The 14,641-nt window shown below is 43.9% G+C and carries 13 protein-coding genes; 5 read left to right on the top strand and 8 right to left on the bottom strand.

The annotated features are described in order from the left end of the window. Positions 1-32 precede the first annotated feature (32 nt). Positions 33-3,668: an exodeoxyribonuclease V subunit beta gene (gene recB / locus IPL34_RS10655; protein WP_296841432.1), complete on the top strand. Its 3,636-nt coding sequence runs from the start codon at positions 33-35 to the stop codon at positions 3,666-3,668. Positions 3,669-3,794: 126 nt separating this feature from the next. On the opposite strand, the gene IPL34_RS10660 is transcribed toward recB, so the two are convergent. Then, positions 3,795-4,259 (bottom strand): hypothetical protein, encoded by a 465-nt coding sequence (locus IPL34_RS10660; RefSeq protein ID WP_296841433.1) that lies wholly within the window; start codon positions 4,257-4,259, stop codon positions 3,795-3,797. Between the two features lie 89 nt (positions 4,260-4,348). Between IPL34_RS10660 and recD the strand changes: the two genes are divergently transcribed. Together recD and msrB are read left to right on the top strand one after the other, a co-directional pair. Beyond that, on the top strand, positions 4,349-6,088 hold the full coding sequence (recD, locus tag IPL34_RS10665; protein ID WP_296841434.1) for an exodeoxyribonuclease V subunit alpha: 1,740 nt from the start codon (positions 4,349-4,351) through the stop codon (positions 6,086-6,088). Between the two features lie 83 nt (positions 6,089-6,171). Next, entirely contained in the window at positions 6,172-6,621 is a 450-nt protein-coding gene (gene msrB / locus IPL34_RS10670; protein ID WP_296841435.1) for a peptide-methionine (R)-S-oxide reductase MsrB, read from the top strand. A gap of 143 nt (positions 6,622-6,764) precedes the next feature. Here the strand turns inward: msrB and IPL34_RS10675 are convergent, their stop codons facing one another. The 3 genes from IPL34_RS10675 to IPL34_RS10685 are packed head-to-tail and all read right to left on the bottom strand — an operon-like array spanning position 6,765 to position 8,320. After that, a complete protein-coding gene (locus tag IPL34_RS10675) occupies positions 6,765-6,932 on the bottom strand; it encodes an AAA family ATPase (RefSeq protein WP_296841436.1) in 168 nt (55 codons plus the stop codon). A 3-nt stretch (positions 6,933-6,935) separates the two neighbouring features. Further along, entirely contained in the window at positions 6,936-7,235 is a 300-nt protein-coding gene (locus IPL34_RS10680; RefSeq protein WP_296841437.1) for a hypothetical protein, read from the bottom strand. A 44-nt stretch (positions 7,236-7,279) separates the two neighbouring features. After that, positions 7,280-8,320, bottom strand: coding sequence for a metal-dependent hydrolase (locus IPL34_RS10685; RefSeq protein ID WP_296841438.1), 1,041 nt, complete (start codon positions 8,318-8,320; stop codon positions 7,280-7,282). 157 nt (positions 8,321-8,477) lie between these two features. Between IPL34_RS10685 and IPL34_RS10690 the strand changes: the two genes are divergently transcribed. Continuing rightward, positions 8,478-8,741 carry a TIGR03643 family protein gene (locus IPL34_RS10690; RefSeq protein ID WP_296841439.1) on the top strand — a complete coding sequence of 88 codons (264 nt, stop codon included), beginning with the start codon at positions 8,478-8,480 and terminating at the stop codon, positions 8,739-8,741. Positions 8,742-8,795: 54 nt separating this feature from the next. Further along, a complete protein-coding gene (locus IPL34_RS10695; protein WP_296841440.1) occupies positions 8,796-9,257 on the top strand; it encodes a DUF3429 domain-containing protein in 462 nt (153 codons plus the stop codon). Positions 9,258-9,326: 69 nt separating this feature from the next. Here the strand turns inward: IPL34_RS10695 and IPL34_RS10700 are convergent, their stop codons facing one another. The 4 genes from IPL34_RS10700 to IPL34_RS10715 all read right to left on the bottom strand — a co-directional run bounded on the left by IPL34_RS10700 (position 9,327) and on the right by IPL34_RS10715 (position 14,378). After that, on the bottom strand, positions 9,327-11,666 hold the full coding sequence (locus tag IPL34_RS10700; protein ID WP_296841441.1) for a VWA domain-containing protein: 2,340 nt from the start codon (positions 11,664-11,666) through the stop codon (positions 9,327-9,329). 13 nt (positions 11,667-11,679) lie between these two features. Next, a complete protein-coding gene (locus IPL34_RS10705; protein WP_296841442.1) occupies positions 11,680-12,486 on the bottom strand; it encodes a CbbQ/NirQ/NorQ/GpvN family protein in 807 nt (268 codons plus the stop codon). Positions 12,487-12,576: 90 nt separating this feature from the next. Beyond that, positions 12,577-12,930 carry a ribulose bisphosphate carboxylase small subunit gene (locus IPL34_RS10710; RefSeq protein WP_296841443.1) on the bottom strand — a complete coding sequence of 118 codons (354 nt, stop codon included), beginning with the start codon at positions 12,928-12,930 and terminating at the stop codon, positions 12,577-12,579. A 26-nt stretch (positions 12,931-12,956) separates the two neighbouring features. Next, the gene (locus IPL34_RS10715; RefSeq protein ID WP_296841444.1) at positions 12,957-14,378 is read right to left on the bottom strand and encodes a form I ribulose bisphosphate carboxylase large subunit; all 1,422 of its coding nucleotides are present in this window, start codon (positions 14,376-14,378) and stop codon (positions 12,957-12,959) included. Between the last annotated feature and the right edge of the window lie 263 nt (positions 14,379-14,641).

The following is a 14,641-nucleotide window of genomic DNA, read 5'->3' on the forward strand; positions in this document are numbered from 1 at the left end:
TCACACTTCGGGCTAAATAGTTAGGATAAACGATGAACCCCCTTGACCCTATGACGGTTCCCCTAGAAAAACGTCTATTAATCGAAGCCAGCGCTGGAACGGGTAAAACCTATACTATCTCTTTGCTTTATTTACGCTTATTGCTCGATCAAAGTTTAACAGTAGATCAAATTTTAGTAGTGACCTATACCCATGCTGCCACGGATGAATTGCGTTCGCGTATTTTATTACGCCTAAAAGAAGCGGTTGCTGCCTATGAGCAGCCCGAAACGGCGAGTGCAGAGTACCTACGTTTATTAGAACAGTATCCTAGTGATGCCGAGCGGCTTTTAATTTTAAAACGCGCTTTGCTCAATTTTGATGAAGCGGCGATTTATACTATTCATAGTTTTTGCCAACGTGCCTTAAAAGAAAATGCTTTTGATGTGGGCATGCCCTTTGAAAGTGAACTCATTAGCGATGAGCAGGAGTTATTAATTAGTTTAGCCGATAACTTTTGGCATCGTTATTTGTTACATCCAGATCCTTTACAAGAAGCAGTTATTCGACATCGAGGCTGTACGCCAGATGATTTACTAGCCGTAGTCAAACCTTATATTGGTCGACCTTATTTAGATCGCCAGCCTAAGGGATTGTTAACCGCGCAAGAATATGTACAGCGTCAAACGCTTTTAGTTAATCAATGGCAGACTATTAATAAACAATGGCAACAAGAAGGCAACCAGGCGCTGCAACTGATTATTCAAGCGATTAGCACAGAGACACTCAGTAAGACTCAGTATAAATCAGTAGAAGCCATTTATAATGCAGAAGCTATATTGCTTAAGGTGTTTCAAGGAGAGCGTCCAGAAGGTTGGGCGAATGCTTGTAATTTATTCACTAGCACTAAGTTAGTACAGGGCACTAAGAAAAATAAAATTACACCAGAGCATACTCTATTTAAGCAAATTGAGCAGGCTATACTAGAGGATCTAGAGTTAGCAGATGCACTAGATAAAGGATTTGATCAGCTATGTTATGACTTAATGCTATTTTTGCGTGAAAAACTACCTCAGCGCAAAACCGCTTTAGGCGTATTAGCCTTTGATGATTTATTAGTGAATTTGCAGCAAGCCTTATGTGAGCGCCCTGTATTAGCGCAGCAATTAGTACAGGATTATCCGGTAGCCCTAATTGATGAGTTTCAAGATACTGATCCTATACAATATGAAGTATTTAGTCGTATTTATGAAAAAAAGGGTATTTTGGTTTTTGTAGGTGATCCTAAACAGGCCATTTATGCCTTTCGTGGGGCGGATATTCACACTTACCTACGTGCTGCACACGATATAGATCAAAGTTATCATTATACACTAGATCGTAATTTTCGCTCTACACCCGCATTATTAGATGCATTTAATTATTTTTTTAGTCGCTCGCAAGATCCTTTTAGAAATGAATTAAGTGTCGCCTATGAAACAGTCCAAGCAGGTAAAAGTAATTTAATCTTTCAAGCACCCCAGTTACATGCTCCTTTACGTTTTTGGACTTGGGAGAAACAGGATCAAGAGACGGAGAGCAAAAATAAATACTCAGCTCGCCAACTCGAACAACTTATTGCTAAAGCAGTTGCTAGTGATATAGCACAATTATTAATGGCTGCAAGAAAAGGCGAGGTTTTGATTGGCGAGGGCGAACCTAAAGCTTTGCAAAGTCGAGATATTGCTATTTTAGTGAGGAGTCATAAGCAAGGTAAATTAATGAGTGAGGCTTTACAAGCTCATCATATTGCCAGTTCACAACGTTCTAAAGAACCTATTTTCGCTACTCCAGAGGCACACGAATTACGTTTATTATTAGAGGCCATAGTCGAACCTACGCATGAGGCTAAATTGCGTCAGGCTTTAACCACGGAATTAATGGGAGGAACGGTTCAAACATTATTAGATTTAGAGCTAAGCAAGGAAAGTGATAATCGCTTATTAGAAGGTTGGATAGAGCAATTCACCCGCTGGCATTTATTATGGGTCAAGCAAGGTTTTATGGTGATGTTTCAGGATTGGTTACAATCGCCTAACTTATTAGCACCCGATTTAACACAACAGCAGCATCTACTCAGTTTTATTAATGGCGAGAGACGTTTAACTAACTTATGGCATTTAGCTGAATTGCTTTATAATGAATTACGCCAAGGTGCTAAAAGTATGCAGGCTTTAGTCCGTTGGCTAGTAGAGTGTTCTGAATATAGTGGTAATGAAGATAGTGAGTTACGCCTAGAAAGTGATGAGGCTTTAGTGCAAATTGTCACGATTCATAAAAGTAAAGGGTTACAATATCCAGTCGTATATTGTCCTTTTTTATGGAGTGAAGCCAATAGCCCAGCACATTATTGGTTTAATTATTATGATATAGCTACGGGTAAAACCTCTTTATTTGCCTCACGTTTTAAAGATAATGAGCGTGATAATGCTTATGCCTGCTTTAAAAAAGAGGCTCAGCAGGAATCGCTACGTTTAATCTATGTCGCTCTGACGCGGGCTATTTATCATTGTTCTATTGCTTTACCCATTGGTAAGTTAGATGGGTTTAATTATGATACTGCTTTATATTGGTTGCTTTATGGGCATTTACCCCAAAGTGAAGCGTTATTAAGTACCGCCTCATCCGAGGTGGCAAAAAAGGCTAAAATTACTCCAGAAGATCGCACTCAAATTTTTAAGCAAGCCTTATTGGATTTAGTAGAGGTCAGCCAAAACACGATGAGTTGTGAGCCTTTGCCTCCAGTAGTAGATGAGCTAAAACTTAGCTCAATGCAAGAGACTTTATTAAAACCTATCCGTTATTTTAAGGCGACTCCTGCGAAAACTAAACGAGTTGATAGCTTTAGTAGTTTAAGCTCTGGTAATCATTATGAAACCCCTGATTATGATAGTGACTGGGGGAGCACGCCTAGTATAAGCACTGACTATAATCAATTTCCAGCAGGAAAATTAGCAGGAGTGTGTTTGCATAAGCTGTTTGAGGAGTTGGATTTTAAATTAAGCCTTGAAGCACAAACCGAGCAAATAAAAAGTACCTTATTAGCCTATGGCTTTGATGAGCGCTATTATCCTGCTGCGGTACAGTTAATTGATAATACTTTAAATACTCCCTTAAAAGCTAATACTGAACTAAAATTGATTAATATTGCTCAAGAGCAACGTTTAGATGAGCTAGAGTTTTATTTTCCTATTGAATACTTAAGTGTTAAAAAACTTCAGCAAACCTTAGAGCGCTATACACCAGCTAGTAAAATAGCTCAACATCAAGCGATTAAGCGCTTAAAGTTTCAAGAGGTACAGGGCTTTATGAAGGGTTTTATTGACTTAGTATTTGAGTATAAAGGGCGTTATTATATTATTGATTATAAATCTAATCGCTTGGCGAATACTCCAGAAGAGTATACTAAGGAGCGTATGGAGGAGGCAGTCGCCGAGGCTCATTATTATTTACAATATTTAATTTATTGTGTGGCTTTACAACGCTATTTAACAGTACGCTTACCTAGTTATAGTTATGATACTCATTTTGGTGGCGTGTTTTATTTATTTATGCGTGGTATGCAGCCCACTGAGGCAGGCGGAAATGGCATTTACGCCACCCGCCCTAAAGAGGATTTTATTAATGCTTTGGATGCATTAATGAATTAAGTATCTAGCTAAAAGTCATCGTGTGTTTCTGGAGCAGTTTTGGCGGCAGGGATGCCGCCTTGCAGCGTACAGGAATCTATATACAGCGCCTGCGGAGGAAATGCACGATGACTTTGGCGTCAGTAGTTAAGGCGCGGCATGTTTATAATCAGGTTTGGGTAAAGGTTTAGGGGTAAAGGTGCTGACTATAATCGCGCTAAGTGCCTTAGGGGGTAATGGTTTGCTGCACATTAATTGCAAATCTTGCGCTTTGGATAAAGACAATACCGCTAGACTGCGTTTCGGAGCCTTAGCTTGATTGACTACCACCCATAAATGTTCATCCTTTTTAGTGCGGCGTTTGGCGATACCCGTCTGGCGATTGTAATATTTAGTGGCACTCGCTATCGAGTCAACCGTAGTGGCACTGACCCATTGAATCGTGCCACGTTCACCTTTAACCTCACCACTGCATTGATCGGTTTGATTGGGGTAACGCTGGGTGGCAAAACTAAGCGTCGATGACTGAGTTTGGGGTTGGGGTGGCTCGGTATAACTAGCAGCACAGCTACTGAGAGTCGTTAAACTGAGCATTAAAAACACTAAACGCACAGTACCTCCCTTATACGTATAAATGACACATCATTTTATCCTAAGTACTAACAAGTACTTATAACTAATTGGGGTTGTTGGGAACCATTATGACAGTATTTGAGCACTATGATCCATTTGCACGACAATTGGCAGATTTGCTAGTACGTCTAATGCCTGATACACCTTTAGACGTGCTAACCGAGTTGCGCCGCTTGGTCTATTTCCTAGCCGAACAGACTCAAGCGGGCATTATTGCTGCCCCTTTAAATGATTTAAAGCCGGAACTCAATAAAGCACTGATAGAAAATCTGCCTGTAGTAGGTAAACCCTCTGATAAAAAGCCACTCATTGTTTCAGACACCCATGCTTGGTTTTACCGCTATTGGCAGTATGAACACGAGTTAGGTCAAGCGCTTAAACCCTTATTACAACCCATTATTGCACCAGCTCAACTCAAAGAGGCATTAAATAAGCTCTTTAATACTACGCAAACGGATTGGCAAAAAATAGCGACGGCTTTAGCCTTAAATCAGCGTTTTATGATTATTTCTGGTGGACCGGGTACGGGTAAAACCACTACCGTGACACGCATTTTAGCTTTATTACTCCAATTACCTGATATTAACCCTAAACGTATTCAATTAGCTGCCCCTACAGGCAAAGCAGCTATGCGCTTACAAGAGTCTATTCAATTAGCTCAGCAGCGTTTAAATGTGTCAGGGTTAATTCGAGAGCAATTAAAAATTCCGAGTCAAACGCTGCACCGTTTATTAGGGTATAGACCCGCTACGAATACCTTTAGTTATCATCGTGAGTGCCCTTTACCCGTGGATGTATTGGTGATTGATGAAGCTTCCATGATGGATATTGCCCTCATGACTAAGGTATTAGCGGCTTTGCCCAATACGGCGCGGCTGATTTTATTAGGTGATAAGGATCAATTAGCGGCGGTAGAAACGGGATCAGTCTTTAGAGATTTATGTGCACAGGCTAATAATCACTTTTCACCGAAAATAGCGCAGCTTTTAAAGCCTTTTGATATTCATTTACCGAGTCATTTGGGAGTAGAGGGATTAAATGACCATATTGTGATATTAGAGCAAAGCTATCGCTTTAATACTACAGCGGGTATTGGTCAATTAGCCCAAGCGATTAAAACCGCTAACCTCAAACAATTATCTGAGGTACTTCATGGGACTGATGAAGCATTAGAATGGATCAATCAGGATTCCCTAGCCAGTGAAGAGTTAATCGCAGGGTGGCAAGATTATTTTGAGGCGGTAGAGCAGGGTGATGTCGAGGCTTGTTTTCAAGCGTTTAACCGTTTCCGCATTTTAGCCCCTATGCGCCAAGGTGTGCGTGGCACAGAATTACTTAATAATAAAATTGAACAGTTAGCCAGTAAACGTTTACCGAATACTTTTGGTTCCTTACGAGCACAAGGGTGGTATGTGGGGCGTCCGGTAATGGTGACTAAAAATGATTATGTGCAGCATTTATTTAATGGGGATATAGGTATTGCGCTCAATGATGCGGCAGGACAATTGCGTGTGTATTTTCCTGATACTCAAAGCGGCAAGTATCGCTCTATTACTCCGGTAAGGTTGCCGCTGTTTGATAGTGCGTGGGCGATGACGATTCACAAAAGTCAGGGGTCGGAGTTTGATGAGGTGCTGTTGATCATGCCCGATAGTACTGAACATAGCTTATTAGGGCGTGAGTTGTTGTATACCGGAGTGACGCGGGCGCGTCATAAGTTGCGTTTGTTAGCGAGTTTAGAAGTGTTAGCCGTGGCATTGCAGCGCTCCACTCCGCCTTCATCGCGTATTTTAGATTGGTTGAAATAGGGAGTTGTGTGCTGTTATTCGCCTTGAGGTGGTAAATCGACTAAATTGAATTCCTAATCTTGTATATTTGCTAGGAGCGAACCATGTTGAAATGGCGTGATGTTTTGCAATTTGCCCGTACCAGTAACCCGATACCTGAGCGTAAAGTGGTTAAAACCCCTGATGAGTGGCGCAGTGAATTGACGCCTGAGCAATATCATGTGACCCGTCAACACGGCACTGAACGCCCGTTTAGCTCGGAAATGTGCTCGCTCTTTGAGCCGGGGCTATATGCTTGTGTGTGTTGCGGAACCTTATTATTTGATGCTTCGCAAAAGTTTGAATCTGGCACGGGGTGGCCATCCTTTACTCAACCGATTAAGGACAATGTGATTGCTTATCACGAGGATAATTCCTATGGGATGCAACGGGTGGAGACGTTGTGCAATACCTGCGATGCGCATTTAGGGCATGTATTTCCTGATGGCCCAGCACCGAGTGGGTTGCGCTATTGTATGAATGCAGTAGCGTTGGAGAAGGTGCAAGGGAGCTAGTAGTTAAAAGCCTAGTACTACGCTCTACTAGGCTTTTAATTGGGGCGATTTAGGGATTAAGGGCTGGTGTGTTGTGGCGGATATAGTTAAGCCCTGCATCTTCATCTTGTTCAATAGCAATTTCTACCGCACTTTTGGCAACTTCAAAATACTGCTGCTCCATAAAATCCACCAAAAGCTGTAAATCGTAAAAATAATAATTGCTCACCTACTTGTTCCAAATCACTCAGTGCCATCGTTCTATCTAGATACAGATAGCCATGAGTGCGCAGGCGCTGGAAATTACTAATGCCATAGGGGAACTTGAGCATGACCTAATCATCCTCGCCTAATTCGGCATTCCACCCTTGAGCGCGTGCGGCTTGAATCGCAGCTTGGTGCACCGTTGCATGACGCGCTTGAAGTTCAGGCGGCAAACGACTGGGTAAATGACCGTATTTTTCCCATTCTCGATGCACTTGTTCATATAAATTTTGCAACATACCTACATCCCAACCCGTACAGTCTTGTGTCTCTGGCAATAAGCCAAATATCCAAGCATCACGAATCATAGTGCCTGCTGGGGTCATACCAAATTGCGGGTCTTGATTAAGTCCGGCGTATTTTCCACTCATAATAAATCCTTTGGGTCACGCGCCATCACAGCACGGTAAAAAGCTTATAGTGGTTCTAATGACCTAGGCGGGTCAATATCCACTCCCCACATACGTTGCCAGAGCCAGCGTAGAGCTAGAGTGATATTGGCTTGGGGGCGTCCACCTATATTGTGAGTGGGCACCGCTTGCCATTGATTATCGTTCAATTGTGCTACCTCAAATGAAAACACATACATCGGTTCTTGACCCATGCGTACATCACTCAAAATAGCCTTATCCCCTTGGCGTCGGACGATGTAAAAGCCATGCGTGAACCACACCATACGTTGCACCTGCGGTAGGTCTTGGAGCGCGTGTGCAAGAGAAGCATCGTGCGTAAATGCTTGAAAGCGCACAGGTCTAGAGCCATCGAATAGGGAGTAAAACCCCTCTTGATAATCGGTGTCACTGCGCAATACCACACGCCACAATACCGTATTAAAGGGTGCGGGTGTCACCATCACGCTATAAGCTTGCTGCTGTTGTACAGTAAGTTGCTGCTCAACCTGATGCTTAACATAAGTTTGTGCTCCCACACTCCAGAGAATATAGGCAGTGCTTAAACCTAGCCCCCACGCATTAGCGCTTAGGGTGTTATGCCCTGTATCTTTACGAGAGCGCCATAGCGTAATGATTAATCCGACCAAGAGTGGCAAAGTATAGAGGGGGTCAATAATAAACAAACTGCCCAAACCAAAGGGTGTTGAGGTAAAGGGGCGTAATAGCTGAGTGCCATAAATAGTAAAGTAGTCCAAAAGCGAATGGGTCAGGAGTGCTAGGCTCATGGCTAGCCACCACCAACGCCACTGTGCGAGTGTGCCACTCAGCCAACTCACTACACCTGCTAATATGGGGGCAAATAAAGCCAAATAGAGTAGTGCATGGCTATCAGCACGGTGGCGTGTCATATTGTCCACAGCATCGGTGTAGTGCACTAGAGTATCTAAATCAGGTAGTGTGCCCGCCACTGCACCGGCTAAGGCAGCCTTCCACGGTGCAACACGGCGGCGCATGATAGCCACACTCAGTGCTGCCCCTAATGCCATTTGGCTAAGTGAATCCATGCTTTACCTTAATAAGTTTAAGTTGTTATGCAAGAGATTAACAATAACGTAAGCGCGTGTAACTTTGAATTGACTATCTAAACCGCAGTTGATTCGTGGGTTTTCAGCAATATATCGGTGTAATGCTATGATCAAAGCCTCTTACCGGATTGTTTAGATGAAACTATATACGCATACCCTTAGTGAGGCTGATATTAGCCGTATCGTAGAAATGGCATGGGAAGATCGCACGCCTTTTGATGCTATTTATGCTCAGTACTGTTTAAATGAGGCAACGTTAATAGCACTCATGCGTTCGCACTTGCGGTCTTCTAGTTTCAAAATGTGGCGTAAACGCATAGCAGGACGCACTACCAAGCATCTTAGTAAGCGGGGCTTTAGAGTGGGACGGTTTGTTTGTCCGTCACAGCGCACACGCTAATAAGCGTTTAAGTCGATCAACTAGATCTGAGTCTGTACTCTTGAAGGAGCGCATATGAAAGTATTACCAACCGTGGCATGGGTACTCGGCTATGGGGGACTCATCCCTTTTTTTGTATTAGCAGTACTGGTGCTACTAGGGAATGAGTTTTTGCCACAAGATATAACCACTTCACAGCTTGCTTTATGGTTGGCGGCTTATGCAGCGCTTATTCTCAGTTTTTTGGGAGCGGTTCATTGGGGCGTAGTATTAGGGATGCAAGATAAACTTAGCGATGTTGAGGCACGTACTCTGTTGATTTATAGTGTCACTCCCTCACTACTCGCATGGTTTTGTTTGTTGTTACCTATCAACACAGCACTGCTAAGCATGGCTCTCCTTATCGTTGCTGCCTACTTAGCAGACCGTTTGTTATTACTGCCTAAGCTTAACTCTAATTATGCGGTCTTGCGCCTGCGTCTAACGATAATCGTGAGCTTGCTTTTAGTGGCAGCCTCCGTTGGGCAAATCGTTTAGGCAACATAGCTAGAAGCAAGACCCCGTAATGTATAAAGGTAGCGAGCTAAACGACAATCAGTAGCAAGGCTATTTTGTCAAGCTCGCAAACAATAACGGCAATTGCTCTGGCAGGCGCTGCACATGGTCGATAATGGTGTAATTATTCTGCCCAAAAATACGCTTCACATACTCATCAGCATTACGATCTAGCGTTAGGCAATAGCTCAATACTCCTTTGCTGTATAACTCCTCCACTGCCTTTTTAGTATCAAAACGCAAATGTTGTGGATCACGTTCATCAATATCCGCAGGTTCACCATCGGTCACTACTAATAATAATTTGCGGCGTTCGGGTTGTTTAAGTAAATGTTGTGCAGCATGGCGCATTGCAGCGCCCATGCGAGTAGAGAGTTGTCCGGTCATACCCGCGAGACGCGCTTTAGCCTCATCATCAAAATGATCTTTAAAATCCTTAAAGCGGAAATATTGCACATCATGGCGTCCATCCGAGGCAAAACCATGAATCGCAAACGGATCACCAATCCCATTAATCGCAGTCGCCACTAATGCCGCCGCTTCACGGGTGAGTTCCAATACCGTTTTATCCGAACCCTCCATAGCCTCATTCGTCGATTGCGATAAATCCAACAATACCACTACCGCTAAATCTCTATTTTTAATCACATTGCGCATCGTAATACGTGTATCGGGTTGCGAACCCATACGTATAGACACCATCGCATCAATCGCCGCATTAATATCAATCTCGTCTCCATCCTCTAAGCGGCGCATGCGTTGCACCCCTTCGGGTTGCAGTAGATCGATGATTTGTTTAATGCGAAAGGCTATCGGTCGATGCTCGACTAAGATGTTATCAATGATTTCAGGATCGGCTTTTTTAGGGCGGCGCTCGTATAAAGTAACCCAATCAGGGCGGTGTAATTGCACCTGATAGTCCCATTCCTGATAGTGGAAAGGGTCGGAGATAGGTTCTTTACCCCATAGTTGGTTATAGCTTATGCCCGTATCTTCATAGGGGAAAAACTCAGTGGCACAAGTCCAGATCTCCTGCGCATCATCGCCCGCTAGTTCACAATCGACTTCATTTGCCATATCAATTGCGGAGACATATTTGCGTACTTGCCTTTGACTCGAAGGTAAGTAGTCCGCACCACTTTCCCATGCAAATTCCTCATACTCCCAGATCAAGCGATTATCATCACGGTAGGGAAGGCGAATAGCTTCCAAAATACGTAAACTCGGCACATCGCGGCGAGCTGCAAAAATTTGGAATAGCTCCATACCGATATGCCATGAAAACTGATTATTCAGCGCATTAGCGGCAATATGGGTATGAAATTTACTCACAATAGCATCGACGGCTGCATCATGGGTGCTGATAGAAGCATCCAGTAAAGCATGAGCCGTTTTTTCTAAAGTGAGCAGGGTAGGGTGCTCAACGGTTGATTCATGCTGTAAACCTAAGAGACTGCCCCATAGTTTTTTTAAGCCCGGAAAGGCTTGGATAGCATTATATTCAACTCGTGCATCCTCGATTAGTCCGATAAAAAATAGTTGAGCAGGTGACAATTCTTGCATACTGAGGCGTGAGCGTGTGTACATAATATGTGCGGCTAGATGCGCAGCAATGGCGCGAAATAGCTCTAGTCCAGCAATGCCACCTATCTCATCTACTGCATCCGGTAGATGCAGAATATGCGCTTGAATATAAGGGCGAAAACCTCCTACATCGGATGCGGCGGGTCGTAGGAAAAAGTCGCGTCCCCACAGTGCACGCAGATAAAAATTGAGCTTACGCTGTACATCAATAAATAATGTCCCGCGCCGCTCTTTCTGAATCATGGCGAGTGAGTCTTGCGTGTCCAAATTAAAATAACGCGTTAGATTATTCAGATCACGCCGATAGGCTTCAGCTCCAAACAGTGCCCAACGTTTTAAGCCGCCTAAGGTTAACTTACTCAATAGCTCATCAATATGATTAAGCATAGGGCGCAAGCCACGCGGTGCTTTAGCCGAGACTTGATGTAGGAGTTGCAAATAGCCACGCACTAATTGCACATCGCCTAAACGTCGGGCTGCTGTGGGGAGGCTCGCAAACATGAGCGCTACTACCTCACCTGATACCATCGAGGACAGTTTGAGTGCCGCACTTAACGCATCGCGTATAATATCGTCACCACATTCTTTGACCACCGCAGGCATATTTTCTAAATAGCAAGCGACTAAATCAGCACCCCGTCCTAGATTGCATAAGCCCTTACCTCCTTCTAAATAATCACTTAAGCCAGCGGGTGACATGACCCGTGCGGCGTCATGAAAAACGGCCTCTAAGGTATGCACGCGTTCGGGGGGTAATTTAGCAAGGCAGGCTTGATAGGCTGGATGGTCTTGGAAATGGATGCTCATAATCGTCTCGCTCTTAGCTAAAGAAAGTAGTTACGGCGGCATCTAAGGTATCGCGCATATCAGGATCATCCGTGAGCGGACGCACTAAAGTCATAGAGCAGGCTGCAACAGGATCTACCCCTTTGATAATCAATTGTCCGGCATAGACTAAAAGACGCGTAGAAATCCCTTCATCTAAACCGTGACCTTTGAGGTTACGAGCGCGGTGCGCAATTTGAACGAGTTTCTCCGCCGTTTTGCTATCCACTCCGGTTTCACGCGCCACAATATCCGTTTCAATCTCAGCCGCAGGATAATCAAAATCGAGTGCAGCAAAGCGTTGTTTAGTCGATTGTTTTAAATCCTTCATTAGGCTTTGATAGCCCGGATTATAAGAAATTACTAATTGAAAATCGGGATGAGCGGTGACCATTTCGCCTTTTTTATCTAAAGGCAATTGGCGGCGATGGTCAGTCAAGGGGTGAATCACTACCGTAGTATCTTGCCGCGCTTCAACCACTTCATCGAGATAGCAAATCGCACCTAACCGCGCTGCTAGAGTCAGTGGACCGTCTTGCCATTTAGTGCCATCTTTATCTAGTAAAAACCGCCCCACTAAATCTGAGGCAGTCATATCCTCATTACATGCGACAGTGATGAGGGGGCGACCTAGTTTATACGCCATATATTCTACAAAACGTGATTTACCGCATCCGGTCGGACCTTTAAGCATGACGGGCATACGCACACTATAAGCGGCTTGATACAGCTCGACCTCATTAGCGACTGGACGATAAAAAGGTTCTTGTTTAACCGTATATTGTTCAATTGGATATTGCATGCTGATATTCCTAAAACCCATAAAAAAACCCCCGCCGTTGCCGGACAGGGGTTTAATCCGGTCACACCGGCTTAATGTAAGAGAAGTACGTTACATTTTTCCGCGATAGATAACCATTGCCGCACCCTGTGATTGCGCAAAGTTATCATAACCGACTAAACGCACATGATGAGTAGGGTGTGCTTTATGGCAAGCTTCCGCTTCGGCCAAAATCGCCTCTACATCGGTTGCACCAAACATAGGAAGCTTCCACATATACCAATAGTGGTCAAAGGCGTTTTCCACTTCAGTATGTTCAATCGCTGGGTTCCAGCCTTTATTCACAATGTATTGCACTTGCGCCTTGATCTGATCAGTGGTCATAGCCGGTAAATAGGAAAAGGTTTCAAATTTACGGCTAGCGGGATCAGAAAGTTTGCTATTGTAGTCTTGCATTTCGCTCATGGTTAAGCTCCGAAAAATCCTAAAAATTACTTATGGGCTACGTCTAGTTTATCGACGGTATCAAACTCGAATTTAATCTCTTTCCAAGTTTCCATCGCAATACGTAGCTCTGGACTACTCTTCGCTGCTTCTGTCAGAACCGCTTTGCCTTCTTTCTCAATCGCTACACCACGGTTACGTGCTTCTACGCAAGCTTCTAATGCTACACGATTCGCCGCAGCACCCGCCGCATTGCCCCAAGGATGACCGAGTGTACCACCACCAAATTGCAGTACTGAATTATCACCGAAGATGGTTACCAGAGCAGGCATATGCCATACGTGAATACCACCGGAAGCTACTGCAAACGCACCGGGCATTGAACCCCAATCCTGATCAAAGAAAATACCGCGTGAACGATCTTCTTTAATATAACTTTCACGCAGTAAATCAATCCAACCTAAAGTAGAAGCGCGGTCGCCTTCTAATTTACCCACGACGGTTCCGGTATGGAGATGATCACCACCGGATAGACGTAAAATCTTGGTTAACACGCGGAAATGAATACCGTGATGCGGATTACGGTCGAGTACTGCATGCATCGCGCGGTGGATATGTAACAACATACCATTATCACGACACCAGTTAGCTAAACCTGTATTCGCCGTCAAACCACCGGTTAAGTAGTCATGCATAATAATCGGAGCGCCGATTTCTTTAGCGTACTCAGCACGTTTGTACATTTCTTCTGGAGTCGGCGCGGTAACGTTTAGGTAGTGACCCTTACGCTCACCGGTTTCACGTTCTGCTTTATCAATCGCTTCCATTACGAAGTCAAAACGCTGTCTCCAACGCATAAACGGTTGAGAGTTAACGTTCTCGTCGTCCTTGGTGAAGTCCAAGCCACCGCGTAAACATTCATAAACAGCACGACCATAGTTTTTACCGGACAAGCCGAGTTTAGGTTTAATAGTGCAACCTAAGAGTGGACGACCGTATTTGTTCATTACGTCACGTTCTACTTGGATACCCAATGGAGGGCCGCCGCAAGTTTTAACGTAAGCAATGGGGAAGCGTATGTCTTCTAAACGTAAAGCGCGTAACGCTTTAAAGCCGAATACGTTACCGACTAACGAGGTTAGTACGTTAACGACTGAGCCTTCTTCAAATAGATCAATAGGATAAGCAACAAAAGCATAGAAACAGGTATCATCACCGGGGACATCTTCAATGGCATAAGCGCGACCTTTGTAGTAGTCAAGGTCGGTTAAAAGATCCGTCCATACGGTTGTCCAAGTACCTGTTGAAGACTCAGCCGCTACCGCTGCTGCCACTTCTTCGCGCGGTACTCCGGGCTGTGGGGTGACTTTAAAGCAGGCCAATAGGTCAGTATCTTTGGGGGTATAGTCTGGCGTCCAGTATGTTTCACGATACTCTTTTACACCCGCATTATAGGTCTTAACTGCCATGAAACTCCTCCGGCAAGTTGAATCAAAAATAATAAATTAAGTACGTTCGCCTAAAAAGGCTTTGCCCTTTTTGCTAGCACCTTAGAGTTAGGCTACAAGTTGGTATTAGTTCCGCCAAGACTACTCTAGAGATACTTACCTTGCTACAAAGGACTATTTAAACCCGTTAGGTAACGTTGCGTTGATGAGAGTATGGCAAAATACTAATATAATTAAAACTCAATAATTTAAGATAAAAATATAAGTAAAACTTATGTTTTTAA

The sequence above is a fragment of the Thiofilum sp. genome, assembly GCF_016711335.1.
Classification (GTDB): Bacteria; Pseudomonadota; Gammaproteobacteria; order Thiotrichales; family Thiotrichaceae; genus Thiofilum.